General features: G+C 73.3%; 19 protein-coding genes. 8 read left to right on the forward strand and 11 right to left on the reverse strand.

Annotation, left to right across the window (positions count from 1 at the left end; genetic code table 11):
- Positions 1-47: 47 nt before the first annotated feature.
- Together ACFY2K_RS15520 and ACFY2K_RS15525 are read right to left on the reverse strand one after the other, a co-directional pair.
- Complete coding sequence (locus ACFY2K_RS15520) at positions 48-830, reverse strand: methyltransferase domain-containing protein (RefSeq protein WP_387711749.1); 783 nt, start codon at positions 828-830, stop codon at positions 48-50.
- Positions 827-1,372 carry a hypothetical protein gene (locus ACFY2K_RS15525; protein ID WP_387711751.1) on the reverse strand — a complete coding sequence of 182 codons (546 nt, stop codon included), beginning with the start codon at positions 1,370-1,372 and terminating at the stop codon, positions 827-829. Before ACFY2K_RS15525 ends, ACFY2K_RS15520 begins: the two co-directional genes overlap by 4 nt.
- Before the next feature lie 83 nt (positions 1,373-1,455).
- On the opposite strand from ACFY2K_RS15525, the gene ACFY2K_RS15530 reads away from it, so the two are divergent.
- The 3 genes from ACFY2K_RS15530 to ACFY2K_RS15540 are packed head-to-tail and all read left to right on the forward strand — an operon-like array spanning position 1,456 to position 3,277.
- Positions 1,456-2,124 (forward strand): hypothetical protein, encoded by a 669-nt coding sequence (locus tag ACFY2K_RS15530; RefSeq protein WP_387711752.1) that lies wholly within the window; start codon positions 1,456-1,458, stop codon positions 2,122-2,124.
- Entirely contained in the window at positions 2,121-2,501 is a 381-nt protein-coding gene (locus tag ACFY2K_RS15535; protein ID WP_387711754.1) for a hypothetical protein, read from the forward strand. The genes ACFY2K_RS15530 and ACFY2K_RS15535 overlap by 4 nt, the downstream gene beginning before the upstream one ends.
- Positions 2,502-2,509: 8 nt before the next feature.
- Complete coding sequence (locus ACFY2K_RS15540) at positions 2,510-3,277, forward strand: class I SAM-dependent methyltransferase (RefSeq protein ID WP_375897174.1); 768 nt, start codon at positions 2,510-2,512, stop codon at positions 3,275-3,277.
- 357 nt (positions 3,278-3,634) lie between these two features.
- On the opposite strand, the gene ACFY2K_RS15545 is transcribed toward ACFY2K_RS15540, so the two are convergent.
- On the reverse strand, positions 3,635-5,020 hold the full coding sequence (locus ACFY2K_RS15545) for a tetratricopeptide repeat protein (protein ID WP_380644097.1): 1,386 nt from the start codon (positions 5,018-5,020) through the stop codon (positions 3,635-3,637).
- Between the two features lie 14 nt (positions 5,021-5,034).
- Positions 5,035-6,417 (reverse strand): DUF4331 domain-containing protein, encoded by a 1,383-nt coding sequence (locus ACFY2K_RS15550; protein WP_380644098.1) that lies wholly within the window; start codon positions 6,415-6,417, stop codon positions 5,035-5,037.
- 513 nt (positions 6,418-6,930) lie between these two features.
- On the opposite strand from ACFY2K_RS15550, the gene ACFY2K_RS15555 reads away from it, so the two are divergent.
- From ACFY2K_RS15555 to ACFY2K_RS15570, 4 genes are all read left to right on the forward strand, one after another.
- On the forward strand, positions 6,931-8,748 hold the full coding sequence (locus ACFY2K_RS15555; protein WP_380644099.1) for a high frequency lysogenization protein HflD: 1,818 nt from the start codon (positions 6,931-6,933) through the stop codon (positions 8,746-8,748).
- A 25-nt stretch (positions 8,749-8,773) separates the two neighbouring features.
- A complete protein-coding gene (locus tag ACFY2K_RS15560) occupies positions 8,774-9,115 on the forward strand; it encodes a hypothetical protein (RefSeq protein WP_380644100.1) in 342 nt (113 codons plus the stop codon).
- 476 nt (positions 9,116-9,591) lie between these two features.
- On the forward strand, positions 9,592-11,181 hold the full coding sequence (locus ACFY2K_RS15565; protein ID WP_387711757.1) for a molybdopterin-dependent oxidoreductase: 1,590 nt from the start codon (positions 9,592-9,594) through the stop codon (positions 11,179-11,181).
- A gap of 129 nt (positions 11,182-11,310) precedes the next feature.
- On the forward strand, positions 11,311-11,961 hold the full coding sequence (locus ACFY2K_RS15570) for a fasciclin domain-containing protein (RefSeq protein WP_375896479.1): 651 nt from the start codon (positions 11,311-11,313) through the stop codon (positions 11,959-11,961).
- 630 nt (positions 11,962-12,591) lie between these two features.
- Here the strand turns inward: ACFY2K_RS15570 and ACFY2K_RS15575 are convergent.
- From ACFY2K_RS15575 to ACFY2K_RS15595, 5 genes are all read right to left on the reverse strand, one after another.
- On the reverse strand, positions 12,592-13,029 hold the full coding sequence (locus ACFY2K_RS15575) for a hypothetical protein (protein ID WP_380644102.1): 438 nt from the start codon (positions 13,027-13,029) through the stop codon (positions 12,592-12,594).
- 150 nt (positions 13,030-13,179) lie between these two features.
- On the reverse strand, positions 13,180-14,748 hold the full coding sequence (locus tag ACFY2K_RS15580; protein WP_387711759.1) for a sensor histidine kinase: 1,569 nt from the start codon (positions 14,746-14,748) through the stop codon (positions 13,180-13,182).
- A complete protein-coding gene (locus ACFY2K_RS15585; protein WP_380528923.1) occupies positions 14,745-15,476 on the reverse strand; it encodes a response regulator transcription factor in 732 nt (243 codons plus the stop codon). Before ACFY2K_RS15585 ends, ACFY2K_RS15580 begins: the two co-directional genes overlap by 4 nt.
- A 275-nt stretch (positions 15,477-15,751) precedes the next feature.
- On the reverse strand, positions 15,752-16,444 hold the full coding sequence (locus ACFY2K_RS15590) for a metal-dependent transcriptional regulator (protein WP_387711761.1): 693 nt from the start codon (positions 16,442-16,444) through the stop codon (positions 15,752-15,754).
- A gap of 8 nt (positions 16,445-16,452) precedes the next feature.
- Positions 16,453-16,986, reverse strand: a complete 534-nt coding sequence (locus ACFY2K_RS15595) for a YbhB/YbcL family Raf kinase inhibitor-like protein (protein WP_375896466.1) — start codon at positions 16,984-16,986, stop codon at positions 16,453-16,455.
- Between the two features lie 153 nt (positions 16,987-17,139).
- On the opposite strand from ACFY2K_RS15595, the gene ACFY2K_RS15600 reads away from it, so the two are divergent.
- The gene (locus ACFY2K_RS15600; protein WP_380594099.1) at positions 17,140-17,844 is read left to right on the forward strand and encodes a GntR family transcriptional regulator; all 705 of its coding nucleotides are present in this window, start codon (positions 17,140-17,142) and stop codon (positions 17,842-17,844) included.
- A gap of 882 nt (positions 17,845-18,726) precedes the next feature.
- Here ACFY2K_RS15600 and ACFY2K_RS15605 read toward each other — a convergent pair.
- Together ACFY2K_RS15605 and ACFY2K_RS15610 are read right to left on the reverse strand one after the other, a co-directional pair.
- Positions 18,727-19,827 carry an acyltransferase family protein gene (locus ACFY2K_RS15605; protein ID WP_380644105.1) on the reverse strand — a complete coding sequence of 367 codons (1,101 nt, stop codon included), beginning with the start codon at positions 19,825-19,827 and terminating at the stop codon, positions 18,727-18,729.
- A 754-nt stretch (positions 19,828-20,581) separates the two neighbouring features.
- Entirely contained in the window at positions 20,582-21,235 is a 654-nt protein-coding gene (locus ACFY2K_RS15610) for a TetR/AcrR family transcriptional regulator (RefSeq protein WP_380594103.1), read from the reverse strand.
- Positions 21,236-21,362 lie beyond the last annotated feature (127 nt).

Here is a 21,362-nt window from a genome sequence, read left to right on the forward strand (position 1 = left end):
CCTCCGGTGGGGGAGGCGGCGGGGCGACGTGGCGGAGGACCGGGAGGTCAGGGGGTCCGGGCGAGCAGGACGGGCTGGAAGAAGCCGGTGTCGGCCGGCCGGCGCCAGTCGGTGGCGGTGAGGCCCGCCTCGGCGGCGAAGGCGCTCAGCTGGTCCTGGGTGAGGGCCCAGTAGCTGGAGCGGCGGACCGTGGTGCGCCACTGCCCGGTGTCGTCCGGCAGGAGCCGGAAGAGCTCCAGGTCGTAGCGCTCGCCGTCCTCGTGCCACTGCCAGAGCTGGAACAGCACCGAGCGCCGGCCGTCCAGTTCGGCGGTCTGCGGCGGGGTGGAGGCCGGGCGGTCCCGGCGCAGCTCGTCGTACGGGCGGGTGGAGAGCAGGAGCAGCCCGCCCGGGCGCAGGACCCGGCGCATCTCGGTCAGCGCGGCGCGGACGTCCTCGGCCGCGAGCAGGTGGGGGAGCGCGTTGTCGGCGCACACCACCACGTCGAACCGGCCGTCCGGGAAGGGGAGTTCGCGCATGTCGGCGGCCGCCGCCGGCAGTCGGAGCCCGCGAGCGGCGGCCTCCGCGGCGGCCCGGGCGGCGGCGACCGGGCTGAGGTCGGTGCCGGTCACCCGGTGGCCGAGCGCGGCCAGGCCGATCGCCTGGGTCCCGATGCCGCAGGCACAGTCGAGCACCTCGGCCGGGCCCTCGCCCAGGTGCTCCCGGACCAGGGCGTCCAAGGCGGCGCCCTGCCGGGCGAGCGAGGCGTTCCAGTCGCCGTAGAGCAGGTGGTAGTCCTCGGCGAGGTCGTCGTAGAAGCGGCCGGGGTCGGACCGCGGTGTCCGTCTCATGGCGTCGGGGCCTCCACGGGCGGCGGCTGGGAGGAGTAGCGGGCGTAGTAAGCGTTGAAGTGGGCGAGGTGGTAGGTGGTGTCCTGGTGGACCAGTTCCATCGGCGGCGGGTCGGATACCCACGCACGGATCCCGTCCGGCCCGTCGGTCCGTACCTCCAGTCGGTGGGCGTTGTTGAACGCGGCGTACGCCTCGGCCTGCTCCGCCGTCCACAGCCCGCCGTCCCGGTCGACGCCCGGTCCCGGGCGGGACAGGGCACGCAACAAGGCGGGGCTGTGGACGCCGCTGACCCGGAAGTTCTCCAGGAAGCGGAGCTTGGTGGCGAGCGTGACGTAGCGCCGACCGTGGCCCCGGTGGCGCCCGGCCACCACGACCTCGTCGAACACGCCCCAGCGCGTCGGGGCGATCCACACCTTGGTACCCGGGGCGAAGTGCTTGAGCCCCTGGCGGATCTCCAGCCCGCCCACGCCGTGCGCCGTCTCCCGGGAGACGTTGGCGACGACTCCGTAGCCGAACGGCTCGCCGTCCTGTTCCTTCGTCATGGCCGCTATCCTCGCGCAGACGGATCGACACGGGGTAACGGTTTTCGAGGCCGCGGTTCCGGAACGAGGGGAAGGAACGGGCCGTGGAACGGATACCCGACGAGGACCCGCTGGACGGGCTCCGGCCGCTGCTGGAGGCGGGGGAGGCGGTCCTCGGCTACGAGCCGGACGGCCCCTGGTCCGGCTCCGGGCAGGCGCCAGGTTACGCCGACCGTTGCTGGGTGCTGCACACGCTGCGGGTGGACGGGCGGCCGGTGCGCTGGGCCGAGGCGCTGGCGGGCGCCGGGCGGCGCCTCGCCGACTGGCCCTGCACCCTGTCGTACCTGGTGTTCGACGACCGGGCCGCGCTGTCGGGCGAGGTCGACGTCCCGCTGATCGGCGAGCCGGACCGCGACTGCCTCGCGCGGCTGGTGGAGGTGCTGGCCCGGCACAGCGCCGACGGGCCGGCGACCGACTGCCGCCTCGCCTCGGCCGCGATCGAGGACCTGCTGCGACCGGTGACGGCCCACCGCGGCCGGCTGGACGAGGTGCTCGCCCACTACGACGCCCGGCCGGGGTACGCCCAGTTCCCCGCGCACTGGTGGTCCGCGGACCGCTCCTGGTTCGTCCTCACCAACTGGGACCTCAGCGCCACCGAGGTCTTCGGCCCGCCCGCCCTGATCGCGGACCTGCTCGCCGACCCGGGCCTGGAGGCCGTCCGGCACCCGAGCATCGCGGAGATCGCGGACGGCGCGGCCCGGTGGCCGGGGTGATCGAGCTGCCGGAAGGGTCCTGGTGGGACTGGGACGTGTACTCCTGGCGCCCCGGCGAGCTGATCCTGGCCGCCGGTCACGACCTCTGCTACCACCACGGTCTGGAACTGGTCCTCACCGACCCGCTCTACGTCCGCTGCCCGGGGTCCTTCCAGGACCCGGTGTTCCGCGAGCCGGGCGCCGAGGAGCGGCGGCTCGTCGAGCGGCAGTGCGGCGAGGCACCGGGCGTGCTGCTCGCCTTCGAGGCGGATGGCGGCGGGGCGGAGCCGGTGGCCGGGCTGATCGCCGCCGGGGGGCTGGAGGTGCGGGTCGAGTGGGTGCGCAGGTACCCGGTCGGCGGTGAATCCGCTGGCAGCGCGGCGTCGGCGCCGCGATGATGCGAGGCATGCGCACCTTCGAAGAGCTGATCGCCGAGGCCGGGTCCGTCTCCGTGGACGGCTGGGACTTCTCCTGGCTGGACGGCCGGGCCACCGAGCAACGCCCCTCCTGGGGCTACCAGCGGCTGCTGGCCGGGCGGCTGGCGTCGGCGTCGGCGGCCCTGGACATCCAGACCGGCGGCGGGGAAGTCCTGGCCGGTGCCCTGCGCCAGGGCGGCGGCCCGCCCGTCCTGGCCGCCACCGAGTCCTGGCCGCCCAACCTGGCCCAGGCGACCCGGCTGCTGCACCCGCTGGGCGCGGTGGTGGTCGCCGACCAGGACGAGCCGCCGCTGCCGTTCGCGGACGGGGCCTTCGACCTGGTCAGCAGCCGGCACCCGGTGAAGGCCTGGTGGTCGGAGATCGCCCGGGTGCTGCGGCCCGGCGGTGCGTACTTCGCCCAGCACGTCGGCCCGGCCTCGGTCTTCGAGCTGGTCGAGTACTTCCTCGGACCGCAGCCCGAGGCACGCGAGGGCCGCCGCCCCGAGGTGGAGGGCGCCGAGGCCCGGGCGGCCGGGCTGGAGGTGGTGGACCTGCGCTCGGAGCGGTTGCGGATGGAGTTCCACGACATCGGCGCGGTGGTGTACTTCCTGCGGAAGGTGATCTGGATGGTTCCGGGCTTCACCGTCGAGGGCCACCTCGACCGGCTGCGCGAGCTGGACGCCCGGATCCGGGCCGAGGGCCCGTTCGTCGCCCATTCGGCGCGCTTCCTGATCGAGGCGCGCAAGCACATCGACTGATCCGGTGTCCGCATTGCATCGGTATGAACGAGTTGGGGCATTCTGGAAGACCCGGCTCGCCGTTCGTGCCGGTGCGAGCACCGCCTTCTTCGGGCGAGGACAGGCCGGGAGGGAAGCCGCCGCCGGGCGGAAGGGCGTCGAGGCGGACGGTTCGGCCGGTGATCGCGGCGGCGAGTCAGCTGTCGTACGCCTCGGTGTGGACCGGCAGCTTGCGAAGGCGGAAGGCGCGGACCTTCTCGATGCGCGCCTTGTTGTCGGGGAACTCGAGGCCGGCGTCTGTGCGGGCGCTGACGGTGCACTGCGTCCAGTCGGCCAGTTCCCGGCCCCGGTCGGGGAAGGGACGGCGGGTTCGCCGGGTCAGCGGGTGTCGGTGAGGGCGGCGAGGTCTGCGCGGGCGCGGGGTGCGTGGAGGGGGTTGAAGGAGGGGTCGGTGGTGAGGGCCTGGGTGAGGTGGGTGCGGGCGGCCTCGGTGTGTCCGAGGGCGCGTTCGATCTCGCCGTGGTGGTAGAGGAACACGGCGTTGTGCCAGCCGTGGTTCTCGGCCTGTTCGGCCAGGTCCAGTGCTTCCTGGTCCGCGCCTTGGCGGTGCAGGGCCCAGGCGAGGGCGTCGGCGACCAGGACGTTGTGCCGCCGCTGCCATTCGGCCCGCAGCAGGCGTACTGCTTCGGCGGGGTCGCCGTGGTCGGCCTGGTACTGGCCGAGGGTGAGGTCGTCGACGACGCCGTTGGCGGCGGCCAGGCGCTGCTCGGCTTCCAGCAGGCGGTACTGCTCCTGAGCCAGTTGGGGGTGGCCGAGGGATTCGTGGAGTTCTCCGAGTTCGAGGAGGTACTGGGGGAGCGGGACCTTGGCGATGGCGGCGTCGTAGTCCCGGACGGCGGCCTCGGTGTTGCCGAGGGCGGCTTCGGCCCGGGCCTGCCCGGCGAGTGCGGGGGTGTGGCCGGCGTCGTCGGCGAGGGCTTCGCGGTAGCCGGTCAGGGCCTGGTCGGGGTGGCCGGCGTTGCGGTCGAGTTCGGCGATCTGGAAGCGGCAGAAGGCTTTGTCGGCGGGGTCGAAGGCCGAGGCGAGGGCGCTGTCGAGGGCGGCGCGGGCCTGGTCGGGGTGGCCGTGCTGTTCGAGGTCGTAGGCGGCGCGGGTGAAGGAGGCGGTGCCGGGTCGGCGGTCGAGGAGTTGCTGGACGGCGTCGGTGGCGCCGGTGTCGTCGCCGAGTTGGGTGCGGGCGTCGGCGAGGACGGCGTAGGCGGGCCAGTGCGCGGGCGAGGCGGCGATGGCCTGTTCGGCGAAGTCACGTGCCCGGTCGAAGAGGTGGCGGGCGTTGGCGAGGGCTCCCAGGCCGGTGAGGGCCTCGGTGTTGGCGTCGGGTGCGAGCGTGAGGGAGCGGTGCAGGGCTTCGTCGGCCTTCGGGTAGTAGGACGGGTCGGCCGTCAGCCGGGCCTGTTCGACGTACTCCGCGCCCAGCCGGGCCCAGCCGGGGGCGTCGTTCGGCAGTGCCTTGAGCCGCTGCTGTTCGGCGGTGATCGCCCGGGTGAGGGAGCTGCCCGCGGTGCGCGGGCCTGCGGCGTGCGCCGCGTCGTCGCCCGAGGACCCGGTGTGGTCCGCCGTCGGGTGGTGCAGTGCCCCGGCCGTCGCCAGGGCGCCGCAGAGGGCGGCGGTGGTGAGCAGGAGCGGCAGGCGGCGCATCGGGGTCCTCTGGTGGTGGCGGAGGGGGAGGGGCGGCGGGTGGCCGACGGTGTCGTTGCCGACCACCCGCAACCATGCTGCTAGTTGGGCTGGTTGACAGCCTTGGCGTAGGGCAGCGCGACGTACGGGAACGCGGCGGAGAACGGCTTGTCGGCGTGGTCGACCTTGTCGCCGGCGGCGAGCGCGGGGATGAGGTGGCCGGGGGTCGCGCCTTCCAGCGCCTGGAGTTCGATGTCGACGACGTCGTCGGTCAGGCGGCGCCCGTTGGGGTAGCCCTGGAAGTCGCCGTCGAGGACGCCGAGCCGGTCGGGATTCGCGGTGACGGGCGTCGACATGTTCAGGCGCAGCTCCTCGGCGGGCACGAACTTGGACGCGTCGATGTCCTGGTTCATGAGCTGGGAGTTGAGGTCGACGGCGAGGGGCCCGTTGGTGGCCTTGGCGATGCCGGTGAGGAAGATCTCCTGGAGGTCGGTGCGGGGGGTGGCGGGGGCCGGGATGCCGTAGATGGCCTGGACGAGCTGCGGCACCTCCGGGTTCAGGACCTTGTTCACCAGCGCGGGCTGGTTGTGGTCCTGGGACGGCGGCAGGGAGTTGAAGGTGTCCTTGAGACCTGCCGGGACGACGACCTCGTTGACCAGCGGGTTGCCCAGGCGCGAGACCTGGACGTGCCGGCCGGTCGGGTCCGCCTTGCCGGGGCTGAGCTTGAGGGTCTGCTTCTCGGTGCTCGACCAGACGCCGATGACGGGGTTGCGGCCGGGGTCGCCCTTGAAGGCGAGGCGGCTCTTGGGGATCTGCAGGGCGACGGTGTTGACGTTGTAGCCGGCGAGGGTGTTCTGGCCGACCTCGGAGAGGTTGCCGCCGTAGAGCAGGTCGAAGACCCGCAGGTCGAGGAAGAACGGGTCGGCGGCCTGAGTGGCCACCGTCTGCCCGCCGCCGGGGAGTTGGACGGTCGCCTGGTTGCGGAGCCGGCCGTAGTCGGGCATGGAGGCCTTGCCGGTGTCCGAGGGGGCGACCTGGCCGTGCTCGACCAGCGTCACGGGCTCGCAGCCCGGGCGCAGCTCCTGGAGCGTGTAGTACTGGCGGAACAGGAGGGTGGGATCGGTGAGGTTGTTCACCACGCCGTTGTTGTAGAGGAAGGTGTTGGTGCCGCGCTGGTCGTCCGTGTGGAACGTCCAGCGGTAGGTGATGTCGGGCTTTCCGGTGCCCTGGGAGTCGATGTTGACGTCGTAGTGCGCGCCGTCGGCCCAGGGGTAGAAGTTGGGGCCGCCGTTGGGCTCCTGGAAGGGCAGCCAGTTGGCGATGAGGGTGACGGTGTCGGGGTTGTCGGGGCTGGTGAAGGCGTAGACGTCGGTGTTGTCGACCTGCGGGTCGGCGGCGATCAGGGGCGCTTCGCGGTGGCTGGAGGCGTTGCCGGTTCCGGCTCCGGGGCCGATGAGCGCGGTGCTGGCGATGGCCAGGCTCATGCTGGTGAGGATGGCCGCGCTGCGCGCGATCCGGGTTCTGCGGGAAGGTCGGCGCGTGACGTTCATTGGGGGTCGGGTTCTCGCTTCCGTGACGGTCGATGTCCGCCCGGGGCCCGTCCGGCCCCGGCGCAGGTCCGGCTGGGCAGCCGCAAGGGGCACTGTGAACCGGATCCTGTTCGTGCTTCGCGCGCCGGGCGGGTGAGGTTTGGTCGCCTCACCCGCCCGGCCCAGCCGGACCACCTGGTCGGTGGAACCCGTCCGTGCTCTGAGCGGCAACGGTCCGGGGCAGGGAGAGCGCCGGGGGTGCAGTGAGGGCACTCGCGTTCGGGAGGGGGCTGTGCATTCGGGGCGGGTGCCCCGTGCGAGTGATCCCGTGGACTTCGCCGGAGTGGTGACGTGCCGTCCGCCGGACGAGGCCACCAGGGTTACCGCTCGGGCGCTCGCCCTCATCCTCATCCCGGCCGTCGGCCCTCTCGGCCGTGGTGGCGGGTCGTTCTCCCCGGAGGCAATGACGTGGTGCTGCCGCGACGCGTGGTTCGGACGGGCGCGGGGGCGGTGGGCGCGCTGTGTCTGCTCGGCCTCGCGGCGCCCGCTCACGCGCACCCGCTGGGGAACTTCTCCGTCAACCACTACCTCGGGTTCACCGTCCACCCCGACCGGATCGAGGCCCTGGCCGTCACCGACGCCGCCGAGATCCCCACCCTCCAGGAACGGCCGAGGGTCGACCGCAACGGCGACGGCGCGATCGACGACGGGGAGCTTTCCGCCTGGGCGGCCGAGCAGTGCGCACAGACCGCCCAGCGCCTCGAGGTGACGACGGAGCAGGCGTCCACGGCGCTGCGCTGGACGACCCGGTCCGCGCGGTTCCGGTACGAGGACGGCTCCGCCGGTCTGCCCACGAGCCGGCTGGAGTGCGTGCTGGACGCGGCCCTGAGCGTTCCGGCCGGCGGAACCACCGTGCGGGTCTCCAGCGGGAGCGACCCCGGCCGGGTCGGCTGGAACGAGATCACCGCGCGGGGCGAGGACACCCGGCTCGACCCGACGGACGTGCCGGCCGAGTCGGTGTCCAAGGAGCTGCGGGACTACCCCCGCGACCTCCTCAACAGCCCCAGCGGCGTCACCCGCGCACAGTTCCGCGCCCTGCCGGGCGGCGGCCCGGCCGCCGGGGCGGGGACCGTCTCCCGAAACGACGGCTCGGGCCTCACCGCCTGGCTCGCCGGCCTCGACAGCCGACTCGCCGGCCTCGGGGCGGCCCGTCAACTCACCGTTCCCATCGGCCTGTTGGCCGTCCTGCTCTCGATCGTACTCGGGGCCGGGCACGCGCTGCTGCCCGGGCACGGCAAGACCGTGATGGCCGCCTACCTGGCCGGCCGGCGCGGGAGCACCCGGGACGCGGTCGCGGTCGGAGCCACCGTCACCCTCACCCACACCGCCGGCGTCCTCGTGATCGGCCTGGCCCTGACCGCGTCCGCTTCGCTGGCCGGCGACGTCGTCCTGGGCTGGCTCGGCGTTGCCAGCGGAGCCCTGGTCGCGGTCGTCGGCCTCGGCCTGCTGCGGGACGCGACCCGCCGCGCGCGCGGCGGTCCGCACCCCGACCCCCTCCCGGACCACGCGCACGACACGGGTGAGCCCGGGGCGGAGCGGGCCAGGGAACTCGCCCACTCGGCGGCGGCCCCCTCCCCGGCCCAGCACCACGGCCACGCCCACCCGCACGGCCACGCCCACGACGGCCACGCCGAGCACCACGGCCACGACCAGGGCCAGGGCCACGACCAGGGCCACGGCCACGACCAGGGCCACGGCCACGGCCACGACCAGGGCCAGGGCCACGGCCACGACCAGGGCCACGACCACGACCAGGGCCACGGCCACGGCCACGACCAGGGCCACGGCCACGATCATGCCGGTGGACACCATTACGACCACGCGGCTCGGCACCATCACGACCACGGGCACCGCCACGGCCTCTTCGGCGGCGGTCACCACCATCACCACGCCCCGCCCGGCCGCCGCGGGCTGATCGGCCTGGGCATCGCCGGAGGCCTGGTCCCCAGCCCGTCGGCGCTCGTCGTCCTCCTCGGAGCCATCGCGCTCGGCCGGACCCTGTTCGGCGCGGCCCTCGTGGTCGCCTACGGCCTGGGCATGGCCGCCACCCTCACCGCGGTCGGCCTGCTCCTGGTCCGTCTGGGCGACCGACTCGCCGCCGCCACCGACGGGCCGCTCCTCGGCCGCCTGCGCCGCCTCACCCCCTACAGCTCACTGCTGACCGCCCTGCTCATCCTCACGGTGGGAATCGGACTGGCCGTCCGCAGCCTGCCCGCCACCATCTGACGTCCCACCTCGGAGGCCCGCCACCGTGAACGCCCTCACCCCACGCAGAGCAGTTCGCCTTCTCGTACCCGCCCTGGCCGCCGTCACCGCCCTGGCCGGCTGCGGCGGCGAGCCGGACGGCAGGTTCGACGCCCAGGCGGGCACCCCGTCCCCCAGCTGCATCCAGCACCAGAGCCAGGACCCCGGCAGCGCGTACACGGGCCGGGAGAAGTCCGACCCGAAGTCGGTGCTGGAGATGATGCGCTTCTACACCGCCAACGGCACGAAGACGTACTGCGACGGCAGACCGCCCACGGACACCGACCGCCACTGGACCGAGCTCTACACCGCACTCGGCGGCGACGCCGTCCACGTCACCACCGGATAGTCACGTTCCGGCCGACGCTGCGGCGTCCGGCCGCTCGACGCGGGCCCGGGCGGCGCGGGTGTGCGGGGGAGACTACGGCGAGATGATCCGCGCACCGTCTCCAGCCCCCCGCGTACCCGCGGATGCCTCTGACCCTGACGGCGCCGGCACCTGGACGGCGGAGGTTCCTCCGATCCAAGGTTCGAGCCCCCGTCGTTCCATACGCGAGGGTCCGTGGCGGCACCGGCCGCCGGTATCCGGGGCAGGCCGGGCGGAACCGCAGGGCCGACCACACCTCGTCGACGGCGACCTGCCGTACCGGCCGGACGCCGCCCTCCGGCACCCGTGCCCACCTCGTCAGTTCGTTCGGCTGGGTTCACCCCTGAGGGTGTTCCGGAATTGGCACCCATCCGGGCCCTGGCGGCCGCCGAATGGCGGGTGTGAACACCGACGCAGCCCCGCCCCCGCCCCCTTCGGTCCGACGTCGGACGCGGGCGGTGCGTGCGGGTGCGGCCGCCGCGGCCGGGGTGGCCGCGGCGGTGGCCGCGCTCGGGGTGGGCGAACTGGTCGCCGCGGCGACCGGCCCCGGTACCGCGCCGGCCATCGCGGTCGGCTCGGCGGCGATCGACCTGACGCCGACTCCGTTGAAGGAGTACGCCGTCCGCACCTTCGGCACCCAGGACAAGGCGGTGCTGCTCGGCGGGATCCTCCTGACGACGGCTCTGCTGGCCGCGTTCACCGGATGGCTGTCCGCCCGCCGTCCGAAGAGCGGAGCAGGTGTCTTCGGGGCCTTCGGACTCCTGGGCGCCTGGGCCGCTCTCTCCCGGTCGGGTGCGGGCGCCGCGGACGCCGCACCGGCCCTCGCGTCGGGCGCGGTCGGCGCGCTCACCGTCCTCGGCCTGTCACGACTGCGCCGAGCGGCCGCGCCCCCGGCGCGTACGACCGCGTCGACCGCGCCGACCGCGAATTCGGACGACGACCCGGCGCAGCAGGAGCAACCCGCCCCGACCCAGGACACCAGCCGCCGGGCCGTGCTGGCCGCCACCGGCGCGACGATCGCCGTCGGCGCACTCGCCGGTGTCGGCGGCCGGATCCTGGCGGACCGCCGCTACGACACCGGGGCACTGCGCGCGGCCGTTCGGATCCCACCCGCCGCCCAACCCCTGCCCCCACCGCCCGCCGCGGTGCGGCCCAAGGTCCCGGGCCTGTCCCCGTTCGTCACCCCGAACACGGACTTCTACCGCGTCGACACCGCGCTCACCCTTCCCCGCATCGATCCCCGACACTGGGCCCTGCGCATCCGCGGCCTCGTCGACCACCCGCTCCTGCTGACCTTCGACGACCTCCTGCACGAACCGCTGGAGGAACTGGACCACACGCTGACCTGCGTCTCCAACGAGGTGGGCGGCCCCTACGCCGGCACCACCCGCTGGCTCGGCGCCTCCCTCCCGGCCCTGCTGCGCCGTGCCGGGGTGCGTCCCGGAGCCGACCAACTGGTCGGCCACTCCCAGGACGGCATGACCATCGGCACACCGTTGGAGTTGGTACTCGACGGCCGGCGCGCGCTGCTGGCGGTCGCGATGAACGGCGAAGCCCTGCCCGTCGCCCACGGCTTCCCCTGCCGCAGCGTCGTCCCCGGCTTCTACGGCTACACCTCCGCCACCAAATGGCTCGTCGACCTGGACGTCACCACCTTCGCCGCGTACGACCCGTACTGGGTGCGCCGGGGCTGGGACCGCACCGGCGCGGTCCGCACCGCCTCGCGGATCGAGGTCCCGGCGCCGTTCGCCCGTGTTCCCGCGGGGGAGGTCACGGTGGCCGGAACCGCCTGGGCGACGCACCGGGGGATCGCCGCCGTCGAGGTCCGCGTCGACGGCGGCCCCTGGCAGCGCGCGCTGCTCGCCACCGACGCCGGCCCCGATCTCTGGCGGCAATGGACCTGCACATGGGCCGGTGCCACTCCCGGCACCCACCGGATCGAGGTCCGAGCGACCGATGCCGGTGGCGCCGTCCAGACCGAGGAGCGGGCCGCCCCCTTCCCGTCCGGGGCCACCGGCTGGCACAGCGTCGTCGTCACCGTCACCTGAGGGCCCCGACCGGCCCGCCCGGAAACCACCAGACCACCAGACCACCAGACCACCTTCATGACACCGGCACCAGCCGGTGCGGTCCGCCCCAGGGGCTGACCGTTCCATCCTCACAAGGAGATTCCTTCCATGAACGTCACCGCCCCGCGCCGCAACGCGGTCACCGCGCTCCTCGCCGTGACCGCGCTCGCCCTCAGCCTCGGGGCCTGCAGCAGCGGCTCCGGATCGTCCTCCGCCTCCAAGGCCCCCGCCGCCGCGCCGTCCTCGGCCGCCGCCCCCGCGACGGCGGCCGGTGCCGCCATGAGTGACCAGCCGTTCGGGACGGCCTGCGCCGCCGTGCCCAAGGACGGCGCCGGGTCCTTCACCGGCATGGCCAAGGACCCGGTCGCCACCGCCGCCTCCAACAACCCGCTGCTGTCCACCCTGGTGACCGCCGTCAAGCAGGCCGGGCTCGTCGACACCCTCAACTCCGCGCAGAACATCACGGTGTTCGCGCCGACCAACGACGCCTTCGCCAAGATCCCCAAGGCCACCCTGGACGCCGTCCTCGCCGACAAGGAGAAGCTCACCAAGATCCTCACCTACCACGTCGCCCCCCAGCGCCTCGCCCCCGGCGACCTCACCGGCGCGCACAAGACCCTGGAGACCGGCAACGTCACGGTCACCGGTGCCAGCCCCGACTTCACCGTCAACGGCGACGCCAAGGTCCTGTGCGGCAACGTCCAGACCGCCAACGCCACCGTGTACATCGTCGACACCGTCCTGATGCCCACCTCCTGACCCTCCCCGCCGGCGGGCCCGGTAGGGACACAGGTCCGGCCCGTGCGACGAACGGGCGCCAGTCCGCAGCCGGGCCGACGCCGGGACCCGTGCCGGGCCCGGTCTGCGGATGCTGTCGGTGCTCCCCGCCGGTCCCGGCGAAGGCGGTGCTCGTGTGCCGGAGAGCACGCCCGGAGCCCTTTCGTTCGATCTCACAGGCTTCACAGGCGGCTTCGGCTGTTCCCCGTTGCTTCGACGGGGAACAGCCGGAGAGCTTGTGGGGTCAGGGAGTCGAGGTGTCCTGGGTGTCCTTGGCGGCGTCCGATTCGGCAGCGGCGGCGGCGCTGTCGGCGGCGTCCACCTTCTTCCGCATCTCGCCGAGTCGGTCACCGCTCGCCGCCGACCCGCTCGCCGCCGACCCGCTCGCGCCGGCGGACGGTGACCCGGCGGCGGGTGCACCGGTCCGGCCGGGGCCGGTCCCGTTCGTGCCGCACGCCGTCAGGGCGAGCGTGGCGAGCAGGGCGGCCGTGACGGCAGCGGTTCGCCGCGACAGCCGGGCGGCTGGTACCGGTGCAGCCACCGACCTGCCGCCGACCGGGTCGGACGCCGTGCCGGGAATGGTCACTGCGCCGGCGGTCACTGCGCGGTCGGTCACTGTGCGGTCGGGGTGCCGAGGCCCTGCGAGGAGCACCAGGTGGCGACGGCGTTCAGGTCGCTCTGGCGCTGGGTCAGCGTCGGCACCAGGCTCTTGCGGTACGTCAGCCGGTCGTTGAGGTCGTTGTAGATCGCGGTGTGGCCGGCGGCCTTGGCGTTGTTCACCCGCTGCTGCAGACGGGCGATCGAGCCGGCCTCGGTGACCGGACCGTTCAGGCGGTCCAGGGCGTTCTTGATCCGCTGGTCGGCCTTCGGCAGCCGCTTGCAGATGCCCTTCGCTCCGTCGCCCTCGGGCGTCGGCAGCACCTTCGGGGTCCGGGAGGCCACCGGGGTGGCACTGGGCGTGGCGGCCTGAGCCGGTCCGGTGAGGGCGACCAGGGTGGTGCCCAGGGCGAGAGCGCCGATCACGGCAGCGGCCTTGCGGTGCGGGTGCATGGCGAAGTCCTCCAGTTGCCACGGGTGGCAGGTCCGGCCGGAGCGTCGGGCGGTCCGGCTGAGCAGGACGATAAGGACCCTCTTTGTGGATTCCTTGTGAGCCGACGAGCCGGCCCACCGCTTCGCGGGTGCTCCGACGCCCGTGGCGCGTCAGGCGCTCGCACCCGTGGAGCTGATCCATTCGCGGCGGGCCGGCAGGGGCGGGGTCGGGGCGTCCTCGCCGACCAGGGGCAGCCGGACCTCGACGCGGCAGCCGGTCCCGCCCGGCGGCTCGGTGACCGTGACGGTGCCGCGGTGCAGGGCCACCTGCTGGGCGACCAGGGTCAGTCCCAGTCCCGAGCCGGGGCTGTCCCGGCGCCGGCGGAAGCGGTCGAAGACCGCCGCCCGGTCCGCCACCGGGATGCCCGGCCCGTCGTCGTCCACGGTCAGCACCGCCTGTCCGGCGTCCCGGCGCAGTCCGACCGCGATCCGGGCCGGTTCCCCGGGCCGGTGACCGTGCACGGCCGCGTTGGCGAGCAGGTTGTCGCAGACGATCCGCAGCCCGGCCTCCCACCCGTGCACCCGTAGCCCGCCGGTGCCAGGCCCGACGTCCGGCCCGCCGGTGCCAGGCCCGACGTCCGGCCCGCCGGTGTCCGGCCCGGTGAGGCCGGGACCGGCCAGGTCGACGGTCACCTCCGGCCGCCGCCGGCGCAGCTCCGCGACGGCGGCCGCGGCCGGGTCGGCCGGGTCGAGGACCGTGAACGCCTCCTCCTCGACCAGGTCGCCACGGGCCAGCGTCCGCAGTGCGGTGAGCAGGTCGAGGAGTCGCCGGTGGTCGTCGCGGAGGTCGGAGAGGATCTCCGCGCGGTCCGTCGGCGGCAGGTCCGGGTGCGCGCCGAGGACGTCCAGGTTGGTCCGCAGGCTCATCAGCGGTGTGCGCAGTTCGTGGGAGGCGGCGGCGGAGAACGAGCGGGCGGTTTCCAGTGCCTGGCCGGTCCGTGCGACCTGCTGGTCGTACCGGGCCAGCGCGCTCTCCAGCGCGAGCGCGAGCTCGTCCACCTCGCGGACCCCGCTGTGCCGGTGGGTGAAGCCCACGGCGCCGGCCCGCGGGTCGAGCGCGGCGGCGCGTCGGCCCAGGCGGCTGAGCGGCGCGGTGGCCCGCCGGGCGAGGCCGTAGGCGAGCAGTCCGGAGAGCGGTGCGGCCAGCGCTGCGGCCCACAGGATCCGCCCGCGCACCGCGTCCACCTGCGGGTCGGTCGCCGACACCGGTGCGGTGACCCAGAGCGTGCCGGGGTCGGCGCCCGCCACCGGCCGGGCCAGCACCCGCCAGGCCCGGCCCTGCGCCCGTACGGTGACCGGCCCGCCGGTGCCCGCGGGGGCGGGGTGCGGGAGTACCGCGGCCGGGCCCGGCACGGGGCCGCCCTCGGTGACCCGGTCGCCGTTCGCGTCCGCCACCCGGATGCCGACGTCCAGTGCGTCGTCGAGCAGGTTGCGGCGCTGGTTCTGCTCGACCCGGGGCCGGTCCTGCCGGGTGGCGCTCAGCAGTGCCTTGGCGGCGGGGAGCACGGCGGCGGCGCGGTCGCGCAGCCTGGTGTCCTGCTGGGCGCGCAGATCGTGGGTGACGAGCCCGAGCACCAGTGCGCCGGTGCCCAGGACGAGCAGCGGGACGAGCAGGGCCGCACCGGTCGCGATCCGGGTGGCCAGGCTGATCGAGCGCCGGGCGGAGGCGGTGCCGCTCACCGGTGGGCCTCCGGAGTCCGCAGCACGAAGCCGACGCCCCGCACCGTGTGGATCAACCGTGAACGGCCGCCCTCCTCCAGCTTGCGGCGCAGGTAGCTGACGAACGTGTCGACGGCATCGGTGCGGACCTCGAAGTCGTAGCCCCACACCCGGTCCAGCACCTGGTCGCGGGTCAGCACCAGCCCGGCGTTGCGGGCCAGGTACTCCAGCAACTCGAACTCGCGGCGCGTCAACCGCAGCGGTTGCCCGTCCCGGCGGGCCTCGCGGGCGGCGGGTTCGATCTCCAGCGGCCCGACCCGCAGCACCTCACCACCCGGCCCGGCGGGCCGGCCGTACGCGCCGGCCCGGGTTCGGCGGCGCAGCAGGGCGTGCAGGCGCAGCACCAGTTCCTCCAGCGCGAACGGCTTGACCAGGTAGTCGTCGGCGCCCGCCTGGAGGCCGGCCACCCGGTCGGCCAGCTCGTCCAGTGCGGAGAGCATCAGCACGGGCGTGTCGATGCCCTGCTCCCGCAGCCGGCGGCAGACTTCGCTGCCGTCCAGGTCGGGCATCGAGACGTCGAGGACCAGCACGTCCGGCGGCTCGTCGGCCACCAGGCCCAGCGCCGTCCGCCCGCCGTCGGCCGTGCGTACCGTGAACCCGCTGAGCCGCAGGCCGCGCTCCAGCGACCTGCGGATGATGTCGTCGTCGTCCACCACCAGCACCGTCCCGGTGCCGTCACCGCCCGCCATCGGGGTCTCCTCGCTCCCGTCCGGCCTCCGCCGGGGCGTCCTACGGTGACACGGGCTGATGAGAGCCTTCTCATCGAAGTCCCGCGACCTGCGGGGCAACGGCTCCCCGTCGTGGCGTGGCTCGAAGAACCCGCCTTCAAGCCCTCAACATCCACGATCCCCGCAACTCCCTGGGGTCGGGGTGTTGCGGGGATCGCTGGAACCCGCCGTCGTGGTCGAGGGCCGTCCTCGTCGGGTGCACGGGCCTTACGGCATGGGCCGGCACCCGGGTGGGCTCAGCGCTCGGCCACGAAGACGTGCGCGGCGGTCTGCGTGGGGAGTTCGGTGGCCGCCCCGCCGCTGCTGACCGTCACACCGCCGGACGAGGACGTCACGCTCACGACCGCGCCGGGCCGCACCCCGGCGTGCCTGAGGGTGTGCATCAGTCGGGGGTCGGTCTGGACCAGCTCCCTGATGCACCGTACGACCGCGGTCGCGCCGTTCGGCCCGGGTTGGAGGTCGCTGAGGCTGACCATGCTCTCGGCAGGGAACGGATCCACGGTGCTCTGCCCCCCGAGTTCCTCCAGGCCCGGGATCGGGTTGCCGTAGGGCGACGTGGTGGGGTGCCGCAGCAGCACGAGGACGCGGCGTTCGACGGCCTCGCTCATCACGTGCTCCCAGCGGCAGGCTTCGGCGTGGGCCTGCTCCCATTCCAGTCCGATCACCTCGACGAGCAGGCACTCCGCGAGCCGGTGTTTGCGCATCACGCGCGTGGCGGTCCGCCGGCCCTCCTCCGTCAGCTCCAGGTGCCGGTCGTCGGCGACGTGCAGCAGACCGTTGCGTTCCATGCGGGCGACGGTCTGGCTGACGGTGGGGCCGCTCTGGTCCAGGCGTTCGGCGATGCGGGCGCGCATGGGGACCACGCCTTCCTCCTCGAGCTCCAGGACCGTGCGGAGGTACATCTCCGTGGTGTCGATGAGTCCGGACATGGTGTTCGTCAGGCGGGGGTTTCGGCTGTGGCGGTCAGGACCGCTCGGCCGAGGATGTGGCCGGCCATGGTGAAGCCGAGGACGGCCGGGGTGGAGTCGACCGGGACGCCGATGGACTCGACGTCGAGGGCGTGCACCACGACGAAGTAGCGGTGCGGGCCGTGCCCGGCCGGCGGTGCGGCGCCGATGAAGCGGGCCGCGCGGGCGTCGTTGGGCAGTTGGAAGGCGCCCTCGGGCAGGCCTGAGCCGGTGTCGTCGCCGGCGCCCTCGGGCAGCTCGGTGACGGTGGCGGGGATGTCGGCGACCGCCCAGTGCCAGAACCCGGACCCGGTGGGGGCGTCGGGGTCGTAGACGGTGACGGCGTAGCTCTTGGTGCCGTCCGGGGCGCCGCTCCAGGACAGCTGCGGGGAGACGTCCTTCCCGCCGGGGACGCCGGAGGAGTGCTGCTCGGGAGGCCAGGCGGCGCCGTCGGTGACGGCGGTGCTGGTGACGGTGAAGAAGTCCGCCTCGGGGAGGCGGGCGAAGGGGTCGTTGGCGCTCATCGCGTCGTTCCTTTCGGTGTGTGCTGTGGGGCGGTGGTGGTGCGGCGGACGGAGCCCACGGCTTCGCGTGGCTGCACCGCCGCGCTCCCTCGGTCGATGAATCGACCATAACACTAATAATCGATTATCTGCGGGATCGTCTATGCTGGAGGCATGACTCAGACGGCCCACACCTCGACCTCACCGGGGAAGCTGATGCTCTCCGAGCAGGTCTACGCACACCTGCGGGACGCGATCATGCGCGGGGACCACGCCCCCGGCGACGCCCTCAAACCGCAGGACCTCGCCAAGGAACAGGGCGTGAGCCTGGCCGTCGTGCGTGAGGCGCTCGTGCGGCTGGTCGGCGAGGGCCTCGCCGACCGGCTGCCCAACCGCGGCTTCGCCGTCCCGGCCGTCTCCGACCGCCGCTGGCAGGAGATCGCGGAGGCCCGCAGGACCATCGAACCGGTCGTGCTGCGCATGTCGATCGAGCGCGGGGACGTCGACTGGGAGGCCCGCGTACGAGCCGCCCACCACCGTCTGGCCCGCACCCCGGCGTACGTGCCGGAGGAGGGCGAGTACTACAGCGCCGCATGGTCCGAAGCCCACCGGGTCTTCCACCGCACCCTGCTGGAGGGCTGCGGCAACCCCGTCCTGCTGGAGACCTTCGACCGAACGTGGACCGCGAGCGAACTGGCTCGCCGCTGGTCGGCGCAGCACAACCCCGGCCGGGACGCCGTCGGCGAGCACCGCCGGCTGGAGGAGGCGGCGCTGGCCCGCGACGCCGACACCGCGGCCGAGGTACTGACCCAGCACCTCACCCGGACCGCGGCCGACTTGACCGGCCGCCCCCACCGCGAACCCGCGACGGAAGCCTGATGCGCCACGCCGACCTGGCTGGACGTGGGGTGTTGTCCGGCGTTCGGCCCGTATGTGCTGGCGGGGTCCTTACGGGTGCGGGCCTTGAGGCGGCGACGCTGCACCGGGTCGAGACGGTCGAGGTCGCGCCAGGACCGGCGGAGGCTGGGCGAGGGCCGGCGGATGAGAGGCGGCAGCACCGTGAACGCACCGTTGGTCTGACCTGCCCGCTCCGCGTGGCCGCGTTCCCGCGAACGGCCGCCACGAGCCGGGGGCTTGCGCGAACTCCGTCACCGCAGTTCGGCCACAGGTCCGCGTGACCGTCGAGAACGCGCGAGCGCGTTCCCAGGAACGTTCGCGCGCATGACGTCGGGGGTGCCGTCGTTCACGGGAAGTAGCAGAGCGGTCTGTGCTCCGGCCGATGATCAGAGCTGGCTGGCGGTCCGTCGAGTGGGACGAAGTACCCGCTGTCGACATCGGGCAGGCAAGCCTCGCTGATGACCCAGTAGCGCGTGGTCAGGCCGGAGGGAATCGGCGTCAGGTCCACGCGTGCACTCGTCGCCTGGTGGGTCGGCACTGTGGCAGAGGCGGGGCACCACTCCTGCACGCCGCCAGGAACGGAGTCAGCACGTACCTCGACGTACTGCCGACCGAGATCACCGATTGAGGGCAGGGACCAGGCCGGACAGTCCGTTCTGTTCGTCCTCGCTGCCGCGAGTGTGGACCGGCGACCTCTCCGACACCGGATCCGACAAGCACCTCACCGCCCGCTGGATCCCCGCGGACCGCCCTCCCGAACCCGCGTTCCCCACGGCCGCACAAGCGCTCGTCGTCTAACCACGTTCGGGGGCCCGCCTTCTCGCGCTACGGCTGGGCCGGCACGACGCGGTGATCAGTGGCGGGTCACTGTGCGGGTTCCGGGCGCGGTGCCGGTGGGTTGCTCGGGTGTCGGTCGAGGGCTTGGTCGAGGCGGCGACGGAGGGCACGGCCGATGGGCTTCTCCACCACTCGGTGGATGATTGCGGCGAGGAGGAGCATCGAGACGGTGGTGAGGGCGAGTCGGCCCCAGGGGCCGAGCCAGTGGGCGTGGGCGGTGAGTTCGGCGGCCATGGGCAGGCCGAGGCTCTGGTGGATCAGGTAGAAGGGGTAGGTGAGCGCACCGGCCGTCATCAGCCAGCGCCAGCGGATGCGGGCGAGGGGGCCGATGGTGGCCAGGAGCAGCAGGGCCAGGAAGGCGGTCAGTAGGGCGCTGGCGACGGTCCAGGAGCAGAGTGCTTGGGATCCCCACTCCCGGTAGTGGCCGGTCAACCGGGCGGGGAGCATGGTCAGTTCGTAGCACCAGGCGAAGCCGAGGAGTATCCAGAGCATGAGGTTCTGCCCGAAGCGGTACATGAGGTAGACCGCGATGCCGGCGACGAACAGGCCGGCGTACTGGCTGAGGACGAGGTCGTCCAGGAACTTGCTCTTCGTCTCCGAGGTGATGATCCCGGCGGCCAGCCAGATCACGCAGAACCCCATGACCCGGTGGTAAGTGGTGCCGAAGGCCAGGAGGACGGCCATGAGGAGGTAGAAGTGGGCCTCGACGGCGAGGGTCCAGGCGACGCCGTCCAGGAGGGTTGCGTGGAGGGCGTCAGGGAACATGGTCAGGTTGGCCAGGACGATCCGGGGGTGGATCACCGCGCCGACGTCGTGGGTCTCCATGGGAATCAGCGCGATCCTGGCCACGATCAGGATGAGAGCGCACCAGTAGGCCGGGTAGAGCCGGGATATCCGTGAGGCGGCGAACTGTCCTGCGGTGCGCCCCCAGGCGCTCATGCAGATGACGAATCCGCTGATGAGGAAGAAGGCCTCGACACCGAGCCAGCCGTACATCGATGCGTGGTGCAGCGGGTAGGCGAACTCCTTCGCGGACGGTCCCCACAGGGTGGGCGAGATCGCGCTGAGGTAGTGGAATCCTGTGACGGCGAGCGCGGCGAGCAGCCGCATGCCGTCGACGACGGCCAACCGGGCTCCTGGCTCACCCCGACCACGGCCTACAGTCAGGGCTCTTGCCCGTGCAAGGCCATCCCGGGCCTGCAGGCGGGTCGGCGGTGACGTGGGTTCGTGGAGCACTGGCCGGAGTCCGATCATGTCGATACGCCCGCTCTCCCTCGGGACCGCAGACGAGGGTCGTGGGGGTAAGCGAACTGTGATGCCGCTCAGCCGTTGCACGGGCACGGCACCCGCAGACTGATCAACGTGCGCTCATCTTATTACGAGGAATTTCGGCGAAGGTCGTGCGGTCAGGGCATCGAGTGCAGCCGATCGGGGGCGGCCGGGGGGCGGAAGTCCGCTACGAAAAGGAGTCGGAATTCCACGGGGACTCAAGGGCTGAGGCCTGCTCTGTCGCATGGCCGTCCCAGATGCCCTCCGGGTAGGTCAAGTCGTTCAGCGGACACCCTCGGACGGCCTGGGTGCATCGGACTGGCTGGTTACCCGGCCGTCGTCTGCGCCGTGGAGCGGTGAGACAGGCCATCAAGATGCCGCGTCTATCGAGACGCGCGCGCCTCATTGCCACAGCGGTGGCCGCGGCGCTCTGCGTCGTGGTCGCAGAACTGGCCCTGGAGGCCTGGTGGCTCCCCTCCAAGTGGCGAACCTACGACGCCTCCCCGTCCGGCCGGATCCTGGTCAGTGCAGACGATCAGACGATCACGCTCACCGTTAGCTGGTCCTGCGAAGTAGACCTGCTACTGAATGATGCGCCGCGCGACCTACGGACTCAGAGGCCGCGGGCGACGGTCGACAGGACGGCCTCGACGGCGGTGCGCAGCTCGGCTCCGGACAGGCCCCGCAGTGGGCCCTCGACCAGCAGGTCCGACAGGCCGTGGACCGCCGACCAGGCCGCGTACTCGGCGCCCGGGCGGCGGTCGGTGGGGAAGGCGCCGAGCCGGACCAGGTCGTCGAGGTGGGTGGACAGGATGGCGTAGGGGTCCGCGCCGCAGGAGCCCTCCGGGCCCGGTTCCCCGCCCGATGCCAGGCCCGATGCCGGATCCGGTTCCCCGCGCGGGGCGGCGCTGGTCCCGCAGAAGGCGGTGCGGAACCAGCCGGGCTCGGTCAGGGCGAAGTCGATGTACGCCCGGCCGATCGCGTCCAGCCGCGCGCGGGCCGCCGCCACCTCGTCGGGCAGGTCCACGGCCGCGGAGCGGGCGAGCATGAGCCGCCCCAAGCGGTTCATGCAGCTCGCCGCGACCGCCGCCAGCAGGGCCTCGTGGCCGGCGAAGTGCCGGTACGCGGCGTTGTGCGAGACGCCCGCCCTCCGGCTGACCGCGCGCAGGACGACGGCGGCGGGTCCGCCGGTCCTGGCGAGGTCGACCCCGCCGGCGACCAGTGCTTCCCGCAGGTTTCCGTGGTGGTACGGCCGGCTCGTGGCCACGTTCCCGCCCTCCCGTCCCTTCCGGTGTTGACAGTGTCCACTTTGCGGTGGAATGCTGGCAGATGTCCACATGTTCCCGCTGTCAACATCGCGGGATCCACTCCGTCGACCTAGCCCGCACCATCCG

Origin of the sequence: Kitasatospora sp. NPDC001309 (assembly GCF_042896295.1) — a bacterium.
In the GTDB taxonomy this organism is placed as follows: Bacteria; Actinomycetota; Actinomycetes; order Streptomycetales; family Streptomycetaceae; genus Kitasatospora.